This is a genomic window from Alicyclobacillus pomorum DSM 14955 (assembly GCF_000472905.1).
Lineage (GTDB): Bacteria > Bacillota > Bacilli > Alicyclobacillales > Alicyclobacillaceae > Alicyclobacillus_A > Alicyclobacillus_A pomorum.
Genome location: NZ_AXAR01000005.1, coordinates 37,647 through 59,350 on the forward strand (window position 1 = coordinate 37,647; position 21,704 = coordinate 59,350).

Below are 21,704 nucleotides of genomic sequence, written 5' to 3' on the forward strand. Positions count from 1 at the left end.
TGAATGATGCTATGATTAGAATAACCGTAAATCAGCCGTAAATTGGTGAAGCTTGGAGGAGATCAGTGATGACAGTCGAGTTCACCCATGTGCGTTCACTGGTAGAACAGGTCACGGAAGACGTCGTGAAATGGCGGCGCTACTTGCATCAAAATCCTGAGTTGTCATTCGAAGAGGAGAAGACGTCTCAATTCGTATACGACACACTGGCCTCGTTTGGCGGACTGGAACTCTCGAGGCCGACGAAGACCAGTGTCGTGGCGCGTTTGAAAGGGGCATTTCCTGGACCGGTTTTGGCCATCCGCGCAGACATGGATGCATTGCCGATTACAGAGGAGAACCACTTCGACTTTGCCTCCAAGACACCAGGAAAAATGCATGCTTGTGGACACGATGGCCATACGGCGATGTTGCTCGGTACCGCAAAGATCCTGTCGGGCCTCGCCGACAAGATCCACGGTGAAGTTCGCTTCATTTTCCAACACGCAGAGGAACTCTTCCCAGGCGGAGCACAACAAATGGTGGACGCAGGGGTGATGGAAGGTGTCGATTCTGTCATTGGCATTCACCTTTGGTCACCGCTTGAGGTCGGAAAAATCGCAGTGAGGTCCGGCCCGTTCATGGCGGCGCCGGACACATTCTACATCACCATTCGCGGCAAAGGCGGCCACGCAGCCCAGCCACATGCCACGGTGGATCCCATCGTGATTGCTGCGCAAGTGGTGACCAACCTTCAACACATTGTGTCGCGCAACACGGATCCACTGGATCCCCTCGTTCTTTCAGTGACACAGTTCCACGCTGGAACTGCACATAACATCATTCCGGAGACGGTGGAGTTAAACGGGACGGTGCGCTCGTTCAAGCCCGAACTTCGAACGGAAGTGCCGCGTCGCATGGAGCAAATTGTAAAGGGAATCACCGAGGCGCACGGGGCTACGTACGAGTTCCGCTACGAACAGGGCTACCGCCCGGTCATCAACGACGAGGCGGTGACGGAAAAGGTCCGTCAAGCACTGATTGAAGTGTTTGGAGAGGACGTTGTGATTGAAGGGGAACCACACATGGGCGGTGAGGACTTCTCTGCCTATCAAAGCGTCGCGCCAGGCACGTTCTTCAACGTCGGCGCCGGCAACGTCGAGAAGGGCATTGTCTACCCGCATCACCATCCAAAGTTCACCATCGATGAGGATTCTCTGCCTATGGGCGTAGAAGCCTTCGTTGGAATTGTCCTGAAGACGCTCGGAGCGTAACGAGGTCAATTCCTGAGAGAGGAGGGGAAGTCAGTGTCCATTCGATGGCTCACACTCGTACCGTTGATTGGCATTTTTGTTGGCGTCATCTTCGCCAACCGCGTCACGCCGATTGTGCTAGGTATGCCGTTCTTGTTCTTTTACGTCGTGCTTTGGGTCGTGCTCACATCTGTCTGCATGGCCGTCGTGTACAAGTTTGATCCCACAAACCAGGAGGGAGGCGAACCCCCATGCACACGTCATCCATCGTGATTATCTTCGCTACCATCCTCGTGGCACTGATTTTGGGCCTCCTCGCGCAGCGGCGGAAGCAGATGAACCTGGAACAGTGGTCGGTGGGTGGCCGCGGCTTTGGCATCCTGTTGGTATTCCTTCTTATGGCCGGAGAAATCTACACGACATTCACCTTCCTCGGTGCAAGTGGATGGGCGTACGGAACAGGGGGCCCTACCGTCTATATCTTGGCCTACGGCGCCGTGGCCTATCTCTTTTCGTACTTCCTGTTGCCGCCCATCTGGCGTTACGCAAAGGAACACAAACTCATCTCGCAGTCGGACTTTTTCAATCAGATGTTTGACAGCAAGTGGCTCGGTATTCTGGTTGCGGTGGTTGGCGTTGTCGCCATCGTTCCTTATCTCCAGTCACAGATGACAGGCCTTGGACTGATTGTGGCGACGGCATCCTATGGTGCCATCAACCAAGCCACGGCCATCGCCATCGCGATGCTCGTCCTCGCCTTCTACGTGACCATCAGTGGCATTCACGGCACGGCTTGGACGGCTGTGTTGAAGGACATCATGATTTTGCTGGTCGTCGTGGTAGTAGGAATTGCATTGCCAGCTCATGTTGGCGGTCTGCATGCGATGTTTACGAAAATCAATGCCGAAAAGCCGGGATTTTTAACGCTCGGTGCACATGGCATGGGCATTCCGTGGTTCATGTCCACCGTAGCCTTGACGGGCCTCGGCTTTTACATGTGGCCACACGCCTTTGGCGCAGTGTACTCCGCCAAAAATGAGCGCGTCTTCCGCCGGAACGCCATTTTCCTGCCGCTATACCAATTGATTCTGCTGTTCGTGTTTTTTGCGGGATTTGCGGCGATTTTGATTGTGCCTGGACTGAAGAACTCCAACCTCGCACTGCTTGCAGCGGTTCAGAAGGTGTTTCCCGCGTGGGTGGCCGGCATCATTGGTGGAGCAGGGGTATTGACCGCTATCGTGCCAGGTTCCTTGATGCTCATGTGTGCCGGAACCTTGATTGCCGAAAACATTTACCGCCCGCTTGCAGGCCATGTATCGGATCAAAAGGTGCAGACAGTGGCTCGCGTTTTTGTGTGGATTGTGGCCGCTGTCACATTCATCTTCTCCATCCACAGCAACGCGGCGATTGTGACGCTGTTGCTGATGGGCTATAACTTTGTGTCACAGTTCTTCCCAACGGTGGTTTTGTCGCTCTTTGCCAGAAATGCAGTGTCCAAAGCTGGCGCATTCTCTGGTATCCTCGTGGGTGTGGCACTGGTGGTCTATTTCACCCTGACCAAGCAATCGCTTTTGTGGGGGGTGAACACCGGTTTCTGGGCACTGTTGGTGAACTTCGTTGTGGTTCTCGCGGTATCTGCAGTGGCGCGCGATGTGGAGACGGAGCAGTCTGTCACTGCATGATGGGGATTGGAAGGCATTGCGCTGCACGTGCATCGCAGTGCCTTTTTGTCACGGATAAGGAGGGTGGACGTGTATGGTGAACCAAGAGAGATTGTGGCAGCGTCTGATGGCACTCGGCGAAATCGGAAAGCAACCGTCCGGTGGCATCACGCGGTTGTCCTTTACTGCAGAGGAGCGCGCAGCCAAAAACTTGGTTCGGCAGTGGATGATTGAGGCAGGATTAGCTGTCCGAGAGGATGCGGTCGGCAACCTGATAGGGCGGAGAGAGGGACGAGATGCAGGGGCGGCGGTGGTACTGGCGGGATCGCACCTGGATTCGGTGTTGAATGGGGGCAACTTCGATGGACCGCTTGGCGCCTTGTCGGCGGTTGAGGCTATGCAGTGTATGAACGAGGCGGGGGTTCAGACCGATAGGCCCATTGAAGTCATTGCGTTCACGGACGAAGAGGGCGCTCGGTTTCGGTTCGGTATGATTGGCAGTCGGGCACTCGCCGGAACCCTAACATTGGATGAACTTGAAGCGACCGATTCGGATGGCGTTCGCATTCTCGACGCCATGCGACAAGCCGGATTGAATCCGGCGAAGATCTCCGAGGCCGCCCGCTCCAAAGGTTCCGTTCACGCGTACGTGGAAGTGCACATTGAGCAAGGCAAGGTCCTGGAGCAGGCAGGCTTGCCGGTAGGCGTAGTCACAGGTCTCGCGGGCCCGTTGTGGTTGAAGTTTACCATCATTGGACAAGCGTCACATGCAGGGACGACGCCGATGTCGATGCGGCACGACGCGCTTGTGGGGGCGGCGGAAATTTTGCAGGTCATCGAGCATGAAACCCGTAAGGAGGAGCGAACGGTCGGTACAGTGGGACAATTCAGCGTCTTTCCGGGCGGGGTCAACATCATACCCGGACGTGTGGAATTCACGTTGGACTTGCGCGATGTCGACGCTGATACGAGGCAGAACGTCGAGTTGCGGATCCGCCAACAGGCTAGGCAAATTTGCGATGCGCGTGGATTGGCGCTCGACGTTCAAGTATTGCAGGATATCGACCCCGTTCACTGCTCTGTCGACATCCAGAATACGGTGTACGAAGCGTGTGCGGCACTTGGCCTCAAGGCCATTCCGGTGGTCAGTGGTGCGGGGCACGATTGTATGCAGCTTCGGGACCTCTGTCCCGTGGGCATGATCTTCGTACGTTCGAAGGACGGTGTGAGTCACCATCCGGATGAGTGGAGTTCGCCGGAGGACTGTGCAGCAGGGGCGGCAGTTTTGTATCACACATTGTTGAAGCTCGCAACCGTCTGATGTGGTTGACTAGATTCTTTACTGTATCTAGAATTACTAACAATAGTAGTTTTCTCAACATTCGTGTAATCGGTTTCATTTATTGGAAAACGGTGTGGTCAGAGGAGTGGCGTTTTAACGAATAGACTGTCCAGAGGAGGCACACGCATGCAAAGACAAACGGAAGACGATGTCAGAGTCATCATAGATGACACCTTGAACATGGAGGACCCACTGGCTCTGGTGAGCAGGTGGGTGGAGGAATACAGCCATCCGGTCGGATCAGTCGCTCACTATCTCTGCGACCGACACGATGGGGATAAAATCGCATTGAACTACGAGGATGCAACAGGGCAGAGACAATCCTTTACGTTCGCCGACTTACACGACCTCTCCGCCCGGTTTGCAAGTGTTTTGCGAGACTTGGGAATCGGCCACGGGGATAGGGTCGCCATTCTCTTGCCGAAAAGTCCAGAACTGGTCATCGCTGTCCTTGCTGTGTGGCGACTCGGTGCCGTGCACGTGCCTCTTTTCACTGCGTTCGGTCCGCAGGCCATCGCCCATCGCGTGGAGAATAGTGGTGCGCGTGTGATGATCACCGACACAGCCAATCGATCCAAGCTGGACGGAACGACTGACGGTGTGGGTGCCGTCAACACCGAGCGCGTGCGCGTGGTGACGGTTGCCAGAGGGGATGACACGCTTTGCGCTTCAGACGTCTCTTTTCGGGAGGCGCTCGCCACGGCAGCGCCGTTGAGCGAGTCTGTTTCAGTTTCTGGAGACGACCTGTTCATCCTGCTCTATACCTCTGGCACAGCAGGACATCCCAAGGGGGTGGAGGTACCTGTTCGGGCGCTTGCTGCGTTTGAGGCGTACATGCGCTTCGGGCTGGACCTGCGGCCGGACGATGTGTTCTGGAACATGGCCGACCCAGGTTGGGCCTATGGGTTGTACTACGGGCTGGTCGGTCCTCTCCTTTTGGGGAACACGACGATGATGGTGAATGCGCCATTTGATGCGAACGAAGTCTATCGCCGCTTAAGGGAATATCGCGTCACCAACTTCACTGCTGCCCCTACCGTCTACCGGTCCATGCGCGCGAAGGGTGTGCCGGAGGGCCTGAAGGACCAGCTGTACCTGCGCGTCCTCTCGAGCGCGGGGGAACCGCTCAACCCGGACGTCGTCGACTGGGCGGAGACAAACCTGGGCTTGCCCATTCACGACCACTACGGCCAAACCGAGCATGGCATGGTGGTCAACAACCACCACTTTCCATCCTTGCAGCGTCCTATTCGCTCGGGTTCGATGGGACATCCCATGCCAGGATACCGGATTATGGTTGTCAATTCTGAAGGGATGGAACTTCCTCCAGGCACGGAGGGACAGGTGGCGGTGGACATCGAACAATCTCCACTGTACTGGTTCCGGGGTTACTTCGGTGATCCGGTGCGGACGGCAGAACGCTTTCCGGTGGGTCCGCGCTATTACTTCATGGGAGACGCGGCGAGCCAAGATGCCGATGGATACATCTATTTCTCTGGCCGTGCGGATGACATCATTAGCAGCGCCGGCTACCGAATTGGTCCCTTCGAGGTGGAGAGCGCTTTGATGGGACACGACGCGGTGGCGGAAGCGGCGGCGGTCGGCGTGCCTGATGAGCGGCGCGGGGAGATTGTGAAGGCATACGTCGTGTTGCGTCCTGGGCACACTCCCTCAGACGCATTGGCGAAAGAATTGCGGGAATTTGTCAAAGGCACCTTGTCTGCACATGCCTACCCGCGTGAAATCGAATTCGTCGAATCCTTGCCGAAGACACCGAGTGGCAAGGTACAACGTTTCCTATTACGACGCCAATAAAGGCTGGATTGCGTACGTGAAGGGAGCATCGGCTCCCCGTACTTCACACCATGGCCGGACCGGTGCTGACAGCCCGTCCGGCCTTGGTCGTTCCATGCCAACACTTGACCTGCAACCGGCCTGACAGGCTGATTGCAGACCTCCACCTCCATCCTCTTTCGTTCCTCAAACGACTTCCTCATTTCGTTCATTGGTTTTTATCCGGCAACCATCACGCAACGAACCCATCTCTTTTACCGTGCACCCCCGGTATTCGCCAATTCTACTCCCCATGGGATGGGTGTCTTGTACCCCCTGCTCTGTCCGCCGATACACTAGGAGCAACTGTGAGGGAGGGATAAAGGTGGCGGAGTACATGATTCGTCCTTGGATAAACGATGGATATGCAGATCCGGACATGACGGTGCCACCGGAAGTGGAGACCCTGGCCCAAAAGGTAATGTCTCGATACAACATGAAAGTCAACAACATGACACTCATTACCGCAAAGTCCGATAAAGGGGGGGCGATTTGGAAAATTGACACCAACCACGGACCGCGCAGCTTAAAGGTGTTGCACCGTGCACCGGAGCGAAGTCTTTTTTCTGTTGGAGCACAAGAATATCTGGTGAAACAAAAAGCACGTGTGCCTGCCTTGATACCAACCAAAAAAGGAAAACAACGATACACGCAAGCGGGGGGGAAGTTGTGGATTGTCACGGACTGGGAGGAATCTCTCATTCCGGCCTCCAAAATTGACCTCACTGGTGCCCAAGAACTATGTTACGGCCTCGGTGAGTTCCACCGCTTGTCCAGAGGGTATGTAGAGCCAAAAGGTGCGTACCACGCGTCGCGTCTATACCGCTGGCCGAAAACGTACGACAAAGTGCTGACGAAAATCGGCTGGTTTCGCACACTTGCACAGACTTACTCGGATCTGCCGGCAAGTCGGACCCTGTTACAGGTTGTGGATAAATATGAGGAGCAGGCGCGACAGGCCATTCAACTGTTGGAGCAATCTCCGTACACTCAACTAACCCAACGAGGCGAGGCGCAATGGGGGCTTGTTCACCAGGACTACGGCTGGTCGAACGGACAACCGGGACGCGGCGGCATTTGGATCATCGATTTGGACGGCGTGGCGTTTGACTTGCCCGTTCGAGATTTAAGAAAACTGATTACTTCCACGATGGATGACATGGGCATGTGGGACGTGACCTGGATGCGCGGCATGATAGATGCGTACAGCAAGGCGTGCCCCATTGAATCGGAACTGTACGAAGTCCTACTCATTGACATGGCCTTGCCCAACGAGTTGTACAAGAATATCAAGGAAATTGTCTACGATCCGACGACGTTCATGACCACAGAACTAGAGCCCTTATTACAGCGGCTTGAGATATCCGAGAGTACGAAGTGGTCGGCATTGAAAGAACTTGGTCTGACTGCTAAGGGAGTCAAGGCAAAATGGACGGGGAAAAAGGCAAAGTGGACGGAGACAAAGGCAGAACGGACGGAGACAAAGGCAGAACGGACGGAGACAAAGGCAGAACGGACGGAGACANGGACGGAGACAAAGGCAGAACGGACGGAGACAAAGGCAGAACGGACGGAGACAAAGGCAGAACGGACGGAGACAGAACGGACGGGGACGAAGGTAGATCGGAACGGGACGAGGGTAGTATGGACGGGAACGAAGACAGTACGGACGCGGACAAAGGCACAAAGGAAGGGAGGCAACGAGTGATGAGAGTCTTGCTCATTGTTACCGAAAAATTACCCGTTCCTCCGATTCGGGGTGGAGCGATTCAAACCTATATCGAAGGCGTCACAGCGTTCTTGGCGCAGCAACACGAGTTGACCATTTTGGGGATTCAGGACCCGGACCTGCCGACGGAAGCAGTTCGGAAGGGCGTCCGTTACGTGAGAATTCCAGGACGACTGTACGACCTGTACGAACAGGGGGTTGTCGAATTCCTGAGCAATGAAAAACAGCCGTTTGACCTCATTCACATTTTCAATCGTCCGCGGATGGTGAATGCAGTCCGTCAGGTTGCACCGAATGCACGGATTGTGCTCAGTATGCACAATGACATGTTTGTGCATGGAAAGATTACCCCGGACGAGGCGAAGAACGCCATCGAAAGCGTAGAGAGAATCGTAACCGTCAGTAACTACGTTGGGCAGCGGATTCTGGCAGATTATCCACAAGCCGAAAACAAGTTACGAACGATTTATTCGGGGGTCGATGTTGACCGGTACAGCCCTCGAACACAAGATGCGGCGAGCGTTCGTAAAGAACTGCGCAAGTCATTCGAGATTGGAAATCGCGAAGTCGTTTTGTTTGTAGGGCGCCTTTCTCCGAAAAAAGGAGCCGACATTTTGGTGCGCTCCATGTGGCACTTGGCCAAGTCCCATCGAAACACGGCTTTGGTTCTCGTTGGGAGCAAATGGTACAGCGACGACGAGATCACGGACTACGTTGCCTATGTGCGGGCGCTGGCTGCGCGCTGTCCCATTCCGGTGGTCACAACAGGATTTGTCGCACCGACCGAAGTGCACAAGTGGTTCTGGATTGGCGACGTGTTTGTCTGCCCGTCTCAGTGGGAGGAACCGCTGGCAAGAGTGCACTACGAGGCGATGGCGGCATGCCTGCCCATTGTGACAACGGCGAGGGGCGGGAACCCAGAGATCATTGTTCCGGGCACGAACGGCGTCGTCGTGGATCAACCTGAGGATCCAAAGGCGCTCGCAAATCAGATAGGAAAGCTCTTGTCTGACAGTCAGTTGAGACAAACCATGGGACGAAACGGAAGAAGGCTTGCCAAGCAACACTACAAGTGGGATCGCGTAGCTCAGGACATCCTGGATGTCTGGGGGACCTAAAGTGGGCACGGTACTCGTCACCGGATGTGCAGGGTTTGTTGGCTCGCATCTCTGTGAAAGACTACTTTACGCAGGTGAGCAAGTCATCGGAATTGACGCGTTCAAGCCCAACTACGGACGGTGGGTGAAAGAGCGAAACCTATCGTTTCTGCGAGACCACCCAAATTTCACCTTTCTGGAGCAGGACCTGCTCAACTGTGATCTCCATGGTCTTCTACAAGGCGTTGACGTTGTGTATCACCAGGCCGCACTCCCCGGGGTGCGAACGAGTTGGGGACATCAGTTTGTGGAGTACGTGGACCAGAATATTCTTGTCACACAGAAACTTCTGGATGCCGCAAAGGACGTCTCCCTGCAAAAAATCGTTTACGCCTCCTCGTCTTCTGTGTACGGGGGAGTGACCGGGCCTGTCGATGAAGAGGGGCCAACGCGACCTATTTCACCGTACGGCGTGACCAAGTTGTCTGCGGAGCAATTGTGCCAACTGTACGCCTACAACTTCGGTGTGCCGGTCGTCTCTCTTCGCTATTTCACCGTATTCGGTCCCCGGCAACGTCCTGACATGGCCATACATCGGTTTATTTATGCGGTGCTGCACGACGTTCCCATTACGGTGTACGGAAACGGCGAACAGACGCGCGATTTCACCTTTGTGGATGACGCCGTCGACGCCAACCTCACTGCGGCCGCGACAAGTCGTTGGGGGACTGTGTTTAACATCGGCGGTGGGTGTCGCGCCAGCGTGAACGAACTGATTCAGCTGATAGAACAGTACACCGGGAAGCGGGCGATACGCCAGTACGTTCCCGAGCAACCCGGAGATCCCAAAGATACCTGGGCAGATGTGCGCAAGGCGAGACTGCAGTTGGGGTACACGCCAAAGTTCGATTTGGAAAAGGGAGTATATCTCCAAGTTCAAGACATGCGGTTACTCTACCGTTGTTGATGCAGGTCTGTCTTCAGGTCGCTTTCGAAGTTCGGCCGAATTTCGGGCGCAAGAAGATGGTCAAAAGGCCACTCGGCTCTTGTACCCTTGCCGTGCCTTCGCTGCGTAGGCATTCATATTTCTACGAGTATGAACTTGCGAAGACAGAAACGGCAAGAGGTGCGGCAAATGAACATTGCTGTCATTGGCACGGGGTACGTTGGGGTCAGTACTTCCGTGTCGTTTGCAAAGTGGGGGCACGACGTCGTCGGAGTGGACGTTGACGAGCACAAAATCAAGCTACTGGAGGCTGGAACTCCTCCATTTTACGAAGAAGGCCTGGAAGACGAGTTGCAAATGTTGCGTAAAAACGGGAAGTTGAGCTTCACCACGTCGCTCGAAGAAGCAGTCGCAGGTAGTGAGATCCTGTACGTCACCGTGGGTACACCGTCTGACGCCGACGGTGTCGCAGATTTGTCTTACGTGAGAGCCGTTATCCGACAAATTGGAACAGTCATGAATGCCTACAGGCTGGTTGTCGTGAAGAGCACAGTGCCGGTGGGAACCACCGATGAAGTGCGTCGCATCATTCGCGCAGAACTGGAGAATCGTGGGGTGAATTTTTCGTTTGACGTCGCTTCCAACCCGGAGTTTTTACGAGAAGGAAGAGCGCTCGAGGACGCCTTGTCCCCGGAGCGAATTGTCATTGGATGTGAATCCCCAAAAGCGATTCGTATGCTGCGCCAGATTTATGAAGAGGTGTCGAGCCCTGTTCTGTGTACCACAATCCGCAACGCAGAGATGATTAAGTACGCATCCAACGCATTTCTGGCCACGAAAATCTCGTTTGTCAACGAATTGGCGCGATTGTGTGAGAGAACCGGAGCGGACATCGCCGACGTTGCTCGAGGGATGGGCATGGATTCGCGTATTGGATTTAAATTTCTGAACGCCGGGATTGGGTACGGCGGTTCCTGTTTCCCGAAGGATGTGAAGGCATTGATCCGGTTGGGCGGCGAACATGGAATCTCCATGCAGCTCTTGCAAAAAGTCCAGGAGGTCAACCAGACACAGGTCACCTGGTTTATGGGCAAAGTCAAGAACCGACTCCATGACCTGGCCGGAAAACGAATTGCCATTCTTGGACTCACATTCAAGCCCAATACGGATGACATACGTGAAGCACCTGCATTACGCGTTATCCCTTTGCTGTTGGAGCGACAGGCCGTGATTTCTGCTTACGATCCGAAAGGTACAATCCACACGAAACCGATATTTACGGACATTGATTACGCGGACTCGCCATATGAGGCCGTTCGCGGGGCGGATGCCATCCTTTTGTTGACCGAATGGCCGGAGATCTTGGAAATGGATTGGCGACAGGTAAAACAGTTGGCCAGCGGCCCATTTCTATTCGATGCCAGAAACGCTTTAGATCCTCAACAAATGCATGCGCTCGGTTTTCAATACATGGGGATAGGGCGGCATGCAGCTTTCGATGGGAGGTGAGGGCGCATTATGAAAGGAGTCATTCTCTGCGCAGGAAGAGGTACTCGCTTGCAACCTTTTTCCTTTTCTCTTCCGAAAACGTTGCTGCCCGTGGCGAATCAACCAGTCATTGATTATTGCATCGAGAAATTCGTCAACGCGGACATTCGCGAAATTGGCGTTGTTCTCAACCCGGGGCAAAGAGATGTCGCAGACTGTCTGTCGAAGTACACCGAACTCGACATTCAGTTGTTTTTTCAAAAGCAGCCACGCGGTATCGCCGATGCCATCAAAATGGCGCGTTCATTCGTAGGCGCTGATTCGTTTCTTGTGCTCCTTGGTGACAACCTGGTGGAGGAACCGCTGGTGACGACTCTAGACGCATTTTCTGGTCATTCCAGCGCCATTCTGTTGGCCCACGTGGAGAATCCATCCGACTACGGCGTTGCAAGTTTGGATCAAGACCGGGTGGTCAAGGTGGAGGAAAAGCCGAAGAAACCGCAGAGCAACCTCGCCATTGTCGGCATCTACGCTTTTACGCCGGACATCTTTGAGGCGATTGACGACATTCGACCGTCGGCACGTGGCGAATACGAGATTACCGAGGCCATCCAGTGGTTGATAGACCACGGACAGGGCGTTTCCTACGCAGTCACATCAAATCCATTTTTTGACGTGGGAACGGTGGAGCGGTGGTTGGAAGCGAACCGTTGGCTCCTTCGTGAACGGTTTGGACACGACGTGTTCGTCGGCAACAATACGCATTTGGAAAATTGCACGCTCAAGGGCCCGCTGGTGATAGGGGACAACTGCGTGATGAAGGATACGACGTTAGGCCCATATGTGTCCATTCAGGACGGCAGTACGCTCGTCAATTGTTCGTTGACCAACAGTATCTGTCTGTCTCGCTCTACGCTGCAAAACATCAAGTTGCCAATTGTGTCAAGCATATTCGGGAGAGACTCCAGGTTCGAACTGGATCCCGGGATAGATACAGAGTTGCGCTGCATCGTCAGTGACAAGTCGCGGGTAGCACCGCACTAGGCCCCGTTCGCGTGGTGGGCCACTGTATCAGGCAATTCGCCAAGTAGCCGCTGGGATTTGCCTCATACCGTACGTGAGGGAGTGGGGGAGCTGAAAACGCTAATATTTTTGGGATGTACAAAATCTGGTTCCAGCAAGGACGCCATCGAGGCGGCCAAACAGTTGGGCTTTTACAATATTCTCTTTACAAACCGCAAAAGTTTCTTGGAGAGACGAGGAGCGTTTCCCCATGTGGACAAGATGATTCTTGTGAACCTCGACAATCGCGATGCCATTCTGGCCAAACTTGACAAGTTGCAGTCCAACGGCGCGGACATCCGAGCGATTGTCAGTTTCATGGATTCCTACGTCTCGTTGGCTGCCAACCTTGGAGAGCAACTGGGTTTGCCGACGCAGTCCGGGGAAGCCATTGACCTGGTGCAGAACAAGATTGCGTTCCGAGAGTCACTCCAGGACACACAGTATTCGGTGCCCTTTCAAATCATACACGACGACAGTGAGGATACCGCACTCGACCTCAATCTGCCGGTGGTTGTAAAATCACCCCGTTCCACAGGGTCGAAAGACGTGCTATTAGCCACCAGTCATGGCGACTTCAGGAAACACGTTGAATACCTGCAGACCAAATACCCGGATCATGAGATCTTGGTTGAGGAATACATCATCGGTCAGCAGTACCTCGCGGAAGTGCTGGTTCACGATGGAATTCCTCATGTCGTTGCCATCGTCGAACAATCCATCACCCTGGACGAGCGATTTATCGTCACCGGCTACTGTGTACTGCCGACGTTGCCATCAGGTTTGATGGATCAGGTTCAGGAAATGGTCAACACGGTACGAGAACTGATTGGAATGCAGGTGGGGGCCTTCCATGTGGAGTTTAAGGTGTCACAAAGGGGATGTAAGATTATAGAGGTCAATCCTCGCATTTCGGGCGCGGCGATGAATCGGATGATCTCTTATGCTTTTGGTATCAACCTCGTCAAGGAGACGATTCGATCCTTGTTTGGAGAGAAACCCGACCTCATGCGCCAGAAGGAAAACTTTGTGTATACGCAGTACGTCACGGCAAAGCAATGCGGCGTCCTCACCAAAGCAACGGGGAAAGTTCAGGCCATGCGCGTGCCTTTCGTGCAGGAAGTGTTTATCATACAGCGCAAGAATGCCATCTTGTCCACACCTTTCTCCATGGGGCATCGTTATGCGTACGTCATCGCCGCGGCGGATTCCGCCCGTGAGGCAAAGACGGCTGCCATGCAGGCCGCAGCGCGCATACACTTCCACATTCGTCTTGCGAAATACGACGGATCTCGAAAGATGGGGAAACGGTAGATCATCCAGAGGAAAATGGGTCATGCGACGACGCACAAACCGAATGACATTCAAAAGAAGATGCAGTATGTTCAGTTGATCCACAAGTTTGACAGGCTGAACGCTTGGTCCAATTTGTGGGTCAACTTTTACACATCAGGCCGACGTATAATCTGAATGAAACGAATATATTTTCAATGGTGCTGGGGAAAAGGACAGCGGAAGATTTGAATATGACCAGAACGGCAGGTCTCGCTTACATTCGAACGACTGGTCGTTTCGTGGATGAGGAGGATGATGCATGGTACATGAATCGTTCGCGACAACCACGCGCGGATTGCGGCAGGACACATTACCTTATCGATTGTTTCAGAAGGCAAAGAAGTTGGGAGGATGGGACCCCAACGACATTGATTTCAGTCAGGATATCGTCGACTGGAATTCCCTGACCGAGGTCCAACGCGCGGGGACGCTGCGTTTGCTGGCACAGTTCCAGGCAGGCGAAGAGGCTGTGACCTTGGATCTGTTGCCCTTGATCATGGCGATTGCGAAAGAAGGCCGACTTGAAGAGGAGATGTTCCTCACGACATTCCTGTTTGAGGAAGCGAAACACACCGAATTCTTTCGCTTACTGCTGAACGCGCTCGGAGTGACTGAGGACCTCACGCAATACCACTCTCCAACCTATCGGAAGATATTCTACGAAATTCTGCCGGAAAGCATGAATCGGTTGCTTACGGATCAGTCTCCGGAGGCCATCGCCGACGCTTCTGTCGTGTACAACATGTTCGTGGAAGGTGTTCTTGCGGAAACGGGCTACTGGTCCTTCTACGAAGGTCTTCATAAGACGGGCAAAATGCCGGGATTGATGAAAGGGATTGGCTATTTGAAGCGGGATGAATCTCGCCACATTGGCTATGGAACGTTTTTGCTGCAGCGGTTGATTTGCGAACATCCACCGCTGTTCGAGCGGATGGTCAATCGTCTGCAGCAGTTGGCGCCGCTGTCTCTCGCGTTGAACCAAGAAGGAGCACAAGGGAATGAGGGGAGCCCCTTTGGTGTTCCTGCGGAGGCGGTGATTCAATTCTCCATGACGCAGATTCACGCGCGGATAGATGTACTCAAGAGGGCGCTGGGCAAGAGTATCGATGAGATCTACCGGATACCAGAGGCGGTTGTCGGCGTGGAGTAACAGATTCGTGGGTGTGGTCCAACCGAACCCGCGTGGCTCGCGTCTCAACACAAGTTGTCAAAGGGATGGATACGTCGTGAGGCCAACGTATCCATTCTTTTTATGCAGGCTGCAGCCACTAAACATGTGGCATACACGTCCCCTGGCTATATGGCTGGATGATCTCAGGTGCCCCATACACTGGACGATTCACACGGCTTCGACTGCCTCAGCCAACCGCTGCTCAAACGCTGCCTTGTACTGTGACAGAGTCTCGTCATCCCAGCCGAATAACGTTCCCATGTAAGCGACAACAGGGTCTTTCCACTGTCTTGCCCACTGAATATTGAAATACGTGCTGCTCGTCCGGCGCGTGAAATAGTCTTCTGGTGTATATGCCATTTCGTGTTCGATGGCGTAGATGAGCGTCGCAAACACTTCCACTGACAGACCGTGTGCTTGTGCTTCCGCCCCTCGCTCCTGGACAATCTGATACACCGTTTCCACATTCGATCCATACCGATGTACTAGCTTCCTCGCCACCTTCTCCTCCAAGCCGAGTGACACACCTTCTTGGACTTTGGCATCGACGTAGGCTGGAAACCCTGCACTGCCACCCACGTGGCCGCCGGAAATGATCACCTTGTCGGTGGTACATTGGGGGAACTGTCGATTTGTCTCCGCCGTCAATTCCGCCGCGACGAGGTTCACCACTTTCTCCGCCATCTTGCGGTATCCGGTCAGTTTCCCGCCAGCAATCGTAAACAGTCCGCTCTCGGAGCGGAAGATCTCGTCTTTGCGGGATATTTCCGATGGGTCCTTGCCCTCCTCGTGAATGAGCGGACGTACACCAGCCCAGCTGGATTCCACATCGGCCGCAGTCAGGTGCACACTCGGAAACATGAAGTTGACCGCGTGGATCAGATAATCCAGATCCGCTTTGGTCATTCTCGGGTGTGCCAAGTCATCTGTGTAATCGGTGTCCGTCGTCCCGACGTAGACTTTTCCGTCCCTTGGGATGGCAAACACCATGCGACCATCTGGAACGTCAAAGTACACAGCGTTCTGCAAAGGGAAGCGCTGACCGTCAATGACGATATGCACGCCCTTGGTCAGGTGCAGCGTCTTGCCCGTCTTCGAGTGGTCCATTTCACGTAGTGAATCACCCCACGGCCCAGTGGCGTTCACAACTTTGCGGGCATATAGTTCATGCGTGTGGCCACTCACCAAGTCCTGAACTTTGACGCCCACCAGTTTCTTTCCGTCGTAGATCAAGTCGACCGCTTTCGTGTAATTGATGGCCAATCCACCACGGGATACCGCTTCTTTGATGATTTCAAGCGTCAGTCGGGCGTCATCCGTACGGTACTCGACGTAGTACCCGGCTCCTTTGAGTCCCTCTCTGCGCAACAGAGGTTCCTTGGCTAGCGTTTCTTGGACATTTAGCATTTTCCGACGCTCATGTTTTCGAACGCCGGCTAGAAAGTCGTACAGGCGAATGCCGACCGAAGTAGCCAGACGCCCATAGGTGCCGCCTTGAATGATGGGCAGCAGCATCCATTCAGGCTTGGTCACGTGGGGGCCATTCTCGTAGACGATGGCCCGTTCCTTGCCGACCTCGGCAACGAGTCCGACTTCAAACTGCTTCAAGTAGCGAAGGCCGCCGTGAACCAGTTTTGTGGATCGACTCGAAGTGCCCGCAGCGAAATCTTGCATTTCCACTAGGGCTGCGTTCATACCGCGCACAGTTGCATCTAAAAGAATGCCTGCGCCTGTCACGCCGCCGCCAATGATCAGCACGTCGAGTAGGTTGGAACACATTCTATCCAACACTTGTGTTCTCGCGTGGCTGGAGAACAAATTTGTCATGAAGACCACTCCTTCAATGCATCAGGTATATCTTTTCAACGCGAGTGCTTTGCAAAACGACGGGTGTGTTTCTGCAATGCCGGACACACGTTATGAAACCGCTGTTGGCCGGGATGATGCAAATTGCTGGACATTGCAAAAAAGACCACATGGCCCTATGCAATTCTGCATAAAGCTTGTGGTCTTCTCCTTGGCTCAACCCACGTATTAACTTGTATTGAATGGCGGCCGACAATCGGCGTCACGTACATCGTCGTGATGATGATTTGTACCTCCATTATATAACTGATGAGGATGGTTGTCATGCGCTATTGGCAAATCGCTCACTTGAAACTCCGAGTCGCGCTGACGGCCTTCTGCCATCCTCGATATAAGGAGTCGCGTTGTTCGCTGCTCATATGAACATCGAAGTCTCTGTCTACATTCCAGCTTCTCGAGATCTCGTCCTTGCTGTCCCAGAAACCGACGGCCAGTCCCGCCAAGTACGCAGCGCCCATGGCAGTCGTCTCCAACACGACAGGTCGTTCTACAGGTACACCGAGGATGTCGGCCTGGAACTGCATGAGGAAGTTGTTCGCTGTCGCTCCGCCGTCGACGCGAAGTTTCTTTAATTGAATGGAAGAATCCGCTTCCATTGCTCCCAGGACATCCTTGGTCTGATACGCCAGCGATTCGAGTGTTGCCCGGACAAAGTGTTCTTTTTGCGTGCCGCGGGTGAGCCCTAAGACAGCGCCGCGTGCATCGCTGTCCCAGTACGGAGTGCCAAGACCGACGAACGCAGGTACCACATACACCCCTTCGGTAGACGCGACTTTTTCGGCATAGCGCTCACTTTCTGCGGCACTCTTCAGCATACGAAGTCCATCACGCAACCACTGAATGGCCGAGCCAGCAACAAATATGGAGCCCTCGAGCGCGTATTCAACCTTTCCATCGATACCCCAAGCAATGGTAGTCAACAAGCCATGTTCGGACCGAACGGCCTTGTCACCTGTGTTCATGAGCATAAAACAACCCGTCCCATAGGTGTTCTTTGCCATCCCCGGCTCAAAACACGCTTGCCCAAAAAGTGCTGCTTGTTGGTCACCGGCAATACCCGCAATCGGCACAGACTTACCTAGGAAGGTGGATGGTTCCGTGTAGGCATAGACCTCAGAGGAAGAACAGACTCTTGGCAGCATCGACTTCGGAATGGAAAGGATATCAAGCAACTCATCGTCCCACTGCAAGTCGTAAATGTTGTACAGCAACGTACGTGATGCATTGGTGTAGTCCGTCACGTGCGCCTTACCACCAGACAGTTTCCACACGAGCCAGCTGTCAATGGTGCCAAACAGCAAGTCGCCGCGTTCAGCGCGCTCCCTGGCGCCTTCAACATGGTCCAGAATCCACTTGACCTTTGTTCCGGAAAAATACGCATCAATCAAGAGACCGGTCTTGTTGCGAAAGACATCGTTCAAGCCTTGCGCTTTCAATTCGTCACAGATAGGGGCAGTTTGGCGAGACTGCCAAACAATCGCATTGTACACCGGTTGACCTGTGTGCCTATCCCACACCACAGTAGTTTCACGTTGATTGGTGATACCGATGCCCGCTACTTGATCAGGCGAGACTTGCTGCGTTGCAAGAACCTCTGAAATGACACTTTGTACCGAACCCCAAATTTCCATGGCGTCGTGTTCTACCCACCCTGGTTTGGGGAAAATCTGTGTAAACTCTTTCTGGGCAATCCCTTGAATGGCTCCATCCTGACCAAACAGAATCGCGCGTGAACTGGTCGTGCCTTGGTCAATTGCTAACACATACTTGGCCATTGTTCATCCCTCCGACACACGGTAAAACTACGTACTTGCGCTGAAACATAGAACAAGTTGAGCCATTTTTTTCACATGTTTCAGTGAAATAGTCCGATAAACGCCCATGCTGCAAGGACGGCGCCTACTACCGGCCCGACAACAGGAATCCAAGCGTAGCCCCAATCCGAACTTCCCTTTCCTGGTATCGGTAGAATCGCATGAGCGATACGCGGCCCTAGGTCACGTGCGGGGTTAATGGCGTATCCGGTTGTGCCTCCGAGTGACATACCGATGGAAACAATCAGCCATCCAACCACGAACGTCTGAAGTCCGGGGCCAAATTCTACACCTTTTGCACCAAAGGCCAGCAGTGCCAGAACGAGTACAAAGGTCCCGACCACCTCGCTGATGAGGTTCGAAAAAGGGCTACGGATGGCTGGTCCAGTACAGAAAACCGCGAGTTTTGCTGCAGCGTCATCCGTTTCCTTCCAATGCGGAAAGTAGTGAATGAAGACGACGACCGCACCGAGAAACGCACCAATCATTTGCGCAACAATCATCGGAAAAACCTGTGACCAGGCAAGTTTACCGGCAACGGCAAAGCCAATGGTCAACGCTGGATTGAGGTAAGCACCACTATAGTGTCCGACCATGTAGGCTGCAACCATCACTGCGAGGCCCCAGCCAATCGAAATGACAACCCAGCCAGCGTTTTCAGCCTTAGATTTTTTCAACACCACTCCAGCGACGACACCGTCTCCGAGTAAGATCAGGATAAACGTTCCAATGGCCTCCGCCAGAAAATTTGACATGTTCGTTTCCTCCTGCATCCCAATTGCTAGTTGGATTGTCGTTGCAAGCGCTTAAGTTCGATGCCCGATATGAGCGGTTTCGTTCCTTCACCCCCCCTTCACGACAAAAAACCACAAGACCTAGACCAAACGGTCAAGGCAACTTGTGGTTCTCCCAATCTCACATAAATATGAACTTGAATATTATGATAAGAAAGCGGATTCAAACCGCTGCTGGTTGTCAGTATAGTTTGCGGACGATGCCGTGTCAACAGGTTCATTGTGATTCGAGCTAAGTAATCTACGGCCGGAACAACCTATGCGCAGCGGAGTGCTATCACGTTTTTAGGCCTTTTCGAGCGTAATGATTCCAAATTTGTCTCGACGAAGTTGTAACGCCGCTAGCACCGCTTTGCAGGACGCGGTTGACGTCCTCCACACTACGAATAAAACCACCAGCCAGGACTGGCCGTCTAGCTCTATCAGAAATTTCCCGTATGACTTCTGGCATTACACCGGGAAGGACCTCGATGTAATCGGGGTCAGATGCGTTGATAATTCGATAACTGGTTTCCAATGAATGTGAATCAAGAAGGAAAACACGCTGAATACTAATCAGTCCGTGTTTCTTTGCTGTCAATACGACATTAGAGTGCGTAGAAATCAACCCGGCTGGTTTAATCACCTGGCAGAGAAACTGTGCACCCGCCTCGTCATTTCGCAATCCCTGCACCAGGTCCGCATGTAACAAGAGTTTTTTCCCGTGATCCCGTGCCATTCTGCGAAGATACACCAGTTGCGCGATGTATACGTCCAACAACACGACGAATTCAAAATCGGTCTTCATGAGAAATTCAAAGTCTTTCACTGATCTCGCAGCGGGGATGACGGTTTGGTCGTGCATACGCATATTGACTACCTCCACACCTACGATGCTTGCCTACGCACTGACAAGGGTTCACGGTGTCAGTGGTAGAAGAGCTTATTTCGACATAACGAGTACCCGCACGCGTTTTGTGCCCTTAGTGATGAAAGAAACGGGAATTGTATTCCGAAAGACTACAATATAAAGAATACTTTCTATTATCTCTACACAACCGTCACAATGCAAGCATAGTCTTTCAGGTCTGCATCATGGGACGCCCCATGATTTGATACTGATACTCTTGAAGTTTGTGAAAATCCAGTGTACTTTACTATATAATCAGGCAGATGAGACAAACAAGTTCATGCTTGGTGGAGACGTAGAGAACCACAGATTGCCCTGTCATCCGTACAGGGTCTGTGGTTTTTCTGTTCTGCACGCGTGAAATCGGTTACACGCAGTCTGAACATGCATCTTTGCATAAGCAGATGAGACCAGCCCGTGTCTCACTGATCCGCCGAGACCTACATGGAGGTGTTCGCTGTGAAGAAAATCCTGAACGACGTAAGTCAGTATGTTGACGACATGCTGGAGGGGCTGGTGACCGCACACCCGCACCTGAAGCGGATTCCAGGTACCCAAGTCATTGTTCGCACAGAAAAAGGGGATAAGGTCGCGTTGGTGAGTGGGGGAGGGAGCGGGCATGAACCGGCTCACGCGGGATTTGTCGGACAAGGAATGTTGGACGGCGCCGTAGCTGGTGAAGTGTTCACGTCACCTACTCCAGATCAAGTGTTGGAAGCCATCAGGGCCGTCGACAGTGGCAAGGGTGTACTCTTGGTCATTAAAAACTACACTGGAGATGTCATGAACTTTGAGATGGCGGCCGAACTTGCGCGTGCCGAAGGCATCGAGGTCGAGCAAGTCATTGTCAACGACGACGTCGCCGTCGAGGGAAGCACCTACACGGTCGGTCGAAGAGGCATTGCGGGAACCGTCTTTGTGCACAAGATTGCAGGTGCTGCTGCGGAATCTGGCCAGAGTCTCCAAGAAGTAAAGCGAATTGCACAAAAAGTCATTGACAACGTGCACTCCATGGGTATGGCACTGCTGCCTTGCACCGTGCCTGCGAGCGGCCAACCGAGTTTCGACATTGGGGAACACGAAATGGAAATTGGTTTGGGCATTCACGGCGAACCAGGCACTGAGAGAATCCCGTTAACGGATGCGGACAGCATCGTCTCTATGCTTCTCGACCGAATTTTTGCTCACACAACGGCTGTCCCAGGGGACAGTGTGGCTGTGCTCGTCAATGGGCTCGGCGCGACACCGCTGAGTGAACTTTACATTGCAAATCGCAGTGTCTCGCGCATTTTGGCTGAAAAAGGGTACAAGGTCCTTAGAACCTTGATTGGAGAATACATGACCTCGCTTGAAATGGCTGGGTTCTCCATTTCGATACTGAAACTGGACGACGAATTGACTGCCCTGCTGGATGCGCCCACAACCGCTCCAGCGTGGTGACAGTG

17 protein-coding genes are annotated in these 21,704 nt (G+C 53.4%); 13 read left to right on the forward strand and 4 right to left on the reverse strand.

All coding sequences use genetic code 11. The annotated features are described in order from the left end of the window. Positions 1 to 68 precede the first annotated feature (68 nt). The 12 genes from YWK_RS0106445 to YWK_RS0106500 all read left to right on the forward strand — a co-directional run bounded on the left by YWK_RS0106445 (position 69) and on the right by YWK_RS0106500 (position 14,875). Entirely contained in the window at positions 69 to 1,253 is a 1,185-nt protein-coding gene (locus YWK_RS0106445) for a M20 family metallopeptidase (RefSeq protein ID WP_026964150.1), read from the forward strand. A 33-nt stretch (positions 1,254 to 1,286) separates the two neighbouring features. Beyond that, on the forward strand, positions 1,287 to 1,505 hold the full coding sequence (locus tag YWK_RS0106450) for a DUF3311 domain-containing protein (RefSeq protein WP_035466277.1): 219 nt from the start codon (positions 1,287 to 1,289) through the stop codon (positions 1,503 to 1,505). Continuing rightward, positions 1,484 to 2,914 (forward strand): sodium:solute symporter family protein, encoded by a 1,431-nt coding sequence (locus YWK_RS0106455; protein ID WP_026964152.1) that lies wholly within the window; start codon positions 1,484 to 1,486, stop codon positions 2,912 to 2,914. Before YWK_RS0106450 ends, YWK_RS0106455 begins: the two co-directional genes overlap by 22 nt. 73 nt (positions 2,915 to 2,987) lie before the next feature. Further along, complete coding sequence (locus tag YWK_RS0106460; protein WP_026964153.1) at positions 2,988 to 4,214, forward strand: Zn-dependent hydrolase; 1,227 nt, start codon at positions 2,988 to 2,990, stop codon at positions 4,212 to 4,214. A gap of 147 nt (positions 4,215 to 4,361) precedes the next feature. Continuing rightward, positions 4,362 to 6,050: an AMP-binding protein gene (locus tag YWK_RS0106465; protein WP_211231382.1), complete on the forward strand. Its 1,689-nt coding sequence runs from the start codon at positions 4,362 to 4,364 to the stop codon at positions 6,048 to 6,050. A 469-nt stretch (positions 6,051 to 6,519) separates the two neighbouring features. Beyond that, complete coding sequence (locus tag YWK_RS18640; RefSeq protein ID WP_425387175.1) at positions 6,520 to 7,776, forward strand: CotS family spore coat protein; 1,257 nt, start codon at positions 6,520 to 6,522, stop codon at positions 7,774 to 7,776. After that, positions 7,776 to 8,915 carry a glycosyltransferase family 4 protein gene (locus tag YWK_RS0106475; protein ID WP_026964155.1) on the forward strand — a complete coding sequence of 380 codons (1,140 nt, stop codon included), beginning with the start codon at positions 7,776 to 7,778 and terminating at the stop codon, positions 8,913 to 8,915. The genes YWK_RS18640 and YWK_RS0106475 overlap by 1 nt, the downstream gene beginning before the upstream one ends. 1 nt (position 8,916) lies before the next feature. After that, positions 8,917 to 9,861, forward strand: coding sequence for an NAD-dependent epimerase/dehydratase family protein (locus YWK_RS0106480; RefSeq protein WP_245578529.1), 945 nt, complete (start codon positions 8,917 to 8,919; stop codon positions 9,859 to 9,861). Between the two features lie 168 nt (positions 9,862 to 10,029). Continuing rightward, complete coding sequence (locus tag YWK_RS0106485) at positions 10,030 to 11,349, forward strand: UDP-glucose dehydrogenase family protein (protein WP_026964157.1); 1,320 nt, start codon at positions 10,030 to 10,032, stop codon at positions 11,347 to 11,349. 9 nt (positions 11,350 to 11,358) lie between these two features. After that, positions 11,359 to 12,372, forward strand: coding sequence for a sugar phosphate nucleotidyltransferase (locus YWK_RS0106490; RefSeq protein WP_026964158.1), 1,014 nt, complete (start codon positions 11,359 to 11,361; stop codon positions 12,370 to 12,372). Between the two features lie 81 nt (positions 12,373 to 12,453). Beyond that, positions 12,454 to 13,704 carry an ATP-grasp domain-containing protein gene (locus YWK_RS18645; protein WP_245578530.1) on the forward strand — a complete coding sequence of 417 codons (1,251 nt, stop codon included), beginning with the start codon at positions 12,454 to 12,456 and terminating at the stop codon, positions 13,702 to 13,704. 280 nt (positions 13,705 to 13,984) lie between these two features. After that, positions 13,985 to 14,875, forward strand: coding sequence for a R2-like ligand-binding oxidase (locus YWK_RS0106500; RefSeq protein ID WP_026964159.1), 891 nt, complete (start codon positions 13,985 to 13,987; stop codon positions 14,873 to 14,875). Between the two features lie 189 nt (positions 14,876 to 15,064). Here the strand turns inward: YWK_RS0106500 and YWK_RS0106505 are convergent, their stop codons facing one another. The 4 genes from YWK_RS0106505 to YWK_RS0106520 all read right to left on the reverse strand — a co-directional run bounded on the left by YWK_RS0106505 (position 15,065) and on the right by YWK_RS0106520 (position 20,220). Then, positions 15,065 to 16,723, reverse strand: coding sequence for a glycerol-3-phosphate dehydrogenase/oxidase (locus tag YWK_RS0106505; RefSeq protein WP_026964160.1), 1,659 nt, complete (start codon positions 16,721 to 16,723; stop codon positions 15,065 to 15,067). Positions 16,724 to 17,046: 323 nt separating this feature from the next. Beyond that, positions 17,047 to 18,537: a glycerol kinase GlpK gene (gene glpK / locus YWK_RS0106510; protein ID WP_026964161.1), complete on the reverse strand. Its 1,491-nt coding sequence runs from the start codon at positions 18,535 to 18,537 to the stop codon at positions 17,047 to 17,049. An 80-nt stretch (positions 18,538 to 18,617) separates the two neighbouring features. After that, positions 18,618 to 19,331, reverse strand: a complete 714-nt coding sequence (locus tag YWK_RS0106515; protein ID WP_026964162.1) for an MIP family channel protein — start codon at positions 19,329 to 19,331, stop codon at positions 18,618 to 18,620. A 316-nt stretch (positions 19,332 to 19,647) separates the two neighbouring features. Then, the gene (locus YWK_RS0106520; RefSeq protein WP_026964163.1) at positions 19,648 to 20,220 is read right to left on the reverse strand and encodes a glycerol-3-phosphate responsive antiterminator; all 573 of its coding nucleotides are present in this window, start codon (positions 20,218 to 20,220) and stop codon (positions 19,648 to 19,650) included. 498 nt (positions 20,221 to 20,718) lie between these two features. On the opposite strand from YWK_RS0106520, the gene dhaK reads away from it, so the two are divergent. After that, positions 20,719 to 21,699, forward strand: coding sequence for a dihydroxyacetone kinase subunit DhaK (dhaK, locus tag YWK_RS0106525; protein WP_026964164.1), 981 nt, complete (start codon positions 20,719 to 20,721; stop codon positions 21,697 to 21,699). The last annotated feature ends 5 nt before the right edge of the window (positions 21,700 to 21,704 follow it).

Coding starts and splice junctions, on each gene's coding strand:
- YWK_RS0106445 (WP_026964150.1), top strand. CDS start 69: ATGACAGTCGAGTTCACCCATGTGCGTTCACTGGTAGAACAGGTCACG.
- YWK_RS0106455 (WP_026964152.1), top strand. CDS start 1,484: ATGCACACGTCATCCATCGTGATTATCTTCGCTACCATCCTCGTGGCA.
- YWK_RS0106505 (WP_026964160.1), bottom strand. CDS start 16,723: ATGACAAATTTGTTCTCCAGCCACGCGAGAACACAAGTGTTGGATAGA.
- YWK_RS0106500 (WP_026964159.1), top strand. CDS start 13,985: ATGGTACATGAATCGTTCGCGACAACCACGCGCGGATTGCGGCAGGAC.
- YWK_RS0106520 (WP_026964163.1), bottom strand. CDS start 20,220: ATGCGTATGCACGACCAAACCGTCATCCCCGCTGCGAGATCAGTGAAA.
- YWK_RS0106490 (WP_026964158.1), top strand. CDS start 11,359: ATGAAAGGAGTCATTCTCTGCGCAGGAAGAGGTACTCGCTTGCAACCT.
- YWK_RS0106475 (WP_026964155.1), top strand. CDS start 7,776: ATGAGAGTCTTGCTCATTGTTACCGAAAAATTACCCGTTCCTCCGATT.
- YWK_RS0106465 (WP_211231382.1), top strand. CDS start 4,362: ATGCAAAGACAAACGGAAGACGATGTCAGAGTCATCATAGATGACACC.
- YWK_RS0106485 (WP_026964157.1), top strand. CDS start 10,030: ATGAACATTGCTGTCATTGGCACGGGGTACGTTGGGGTCAGTACTTCC.
- YWK_RS0106460 (WP_026964153.1), top strand. CDS start 2,988: ATGGTGAACCAAGAGAGATTGTGGCAGCGTCTGATGGCACTCGGCGAA.
- glpK (WP_026964161.1), bottom strand. CDS start 18,537: ATGGCCAAGTATGTGTTAGCAATTGACCAAGGCACGACCAGTTCACGC.
- YWK_RS0106515 (WP_026964162.1), bottom strand. CDS start 19,331: ATGTCAAATTTTCTGGCGGAGGCCATTGGAACGTTTATCCTGATCTTA.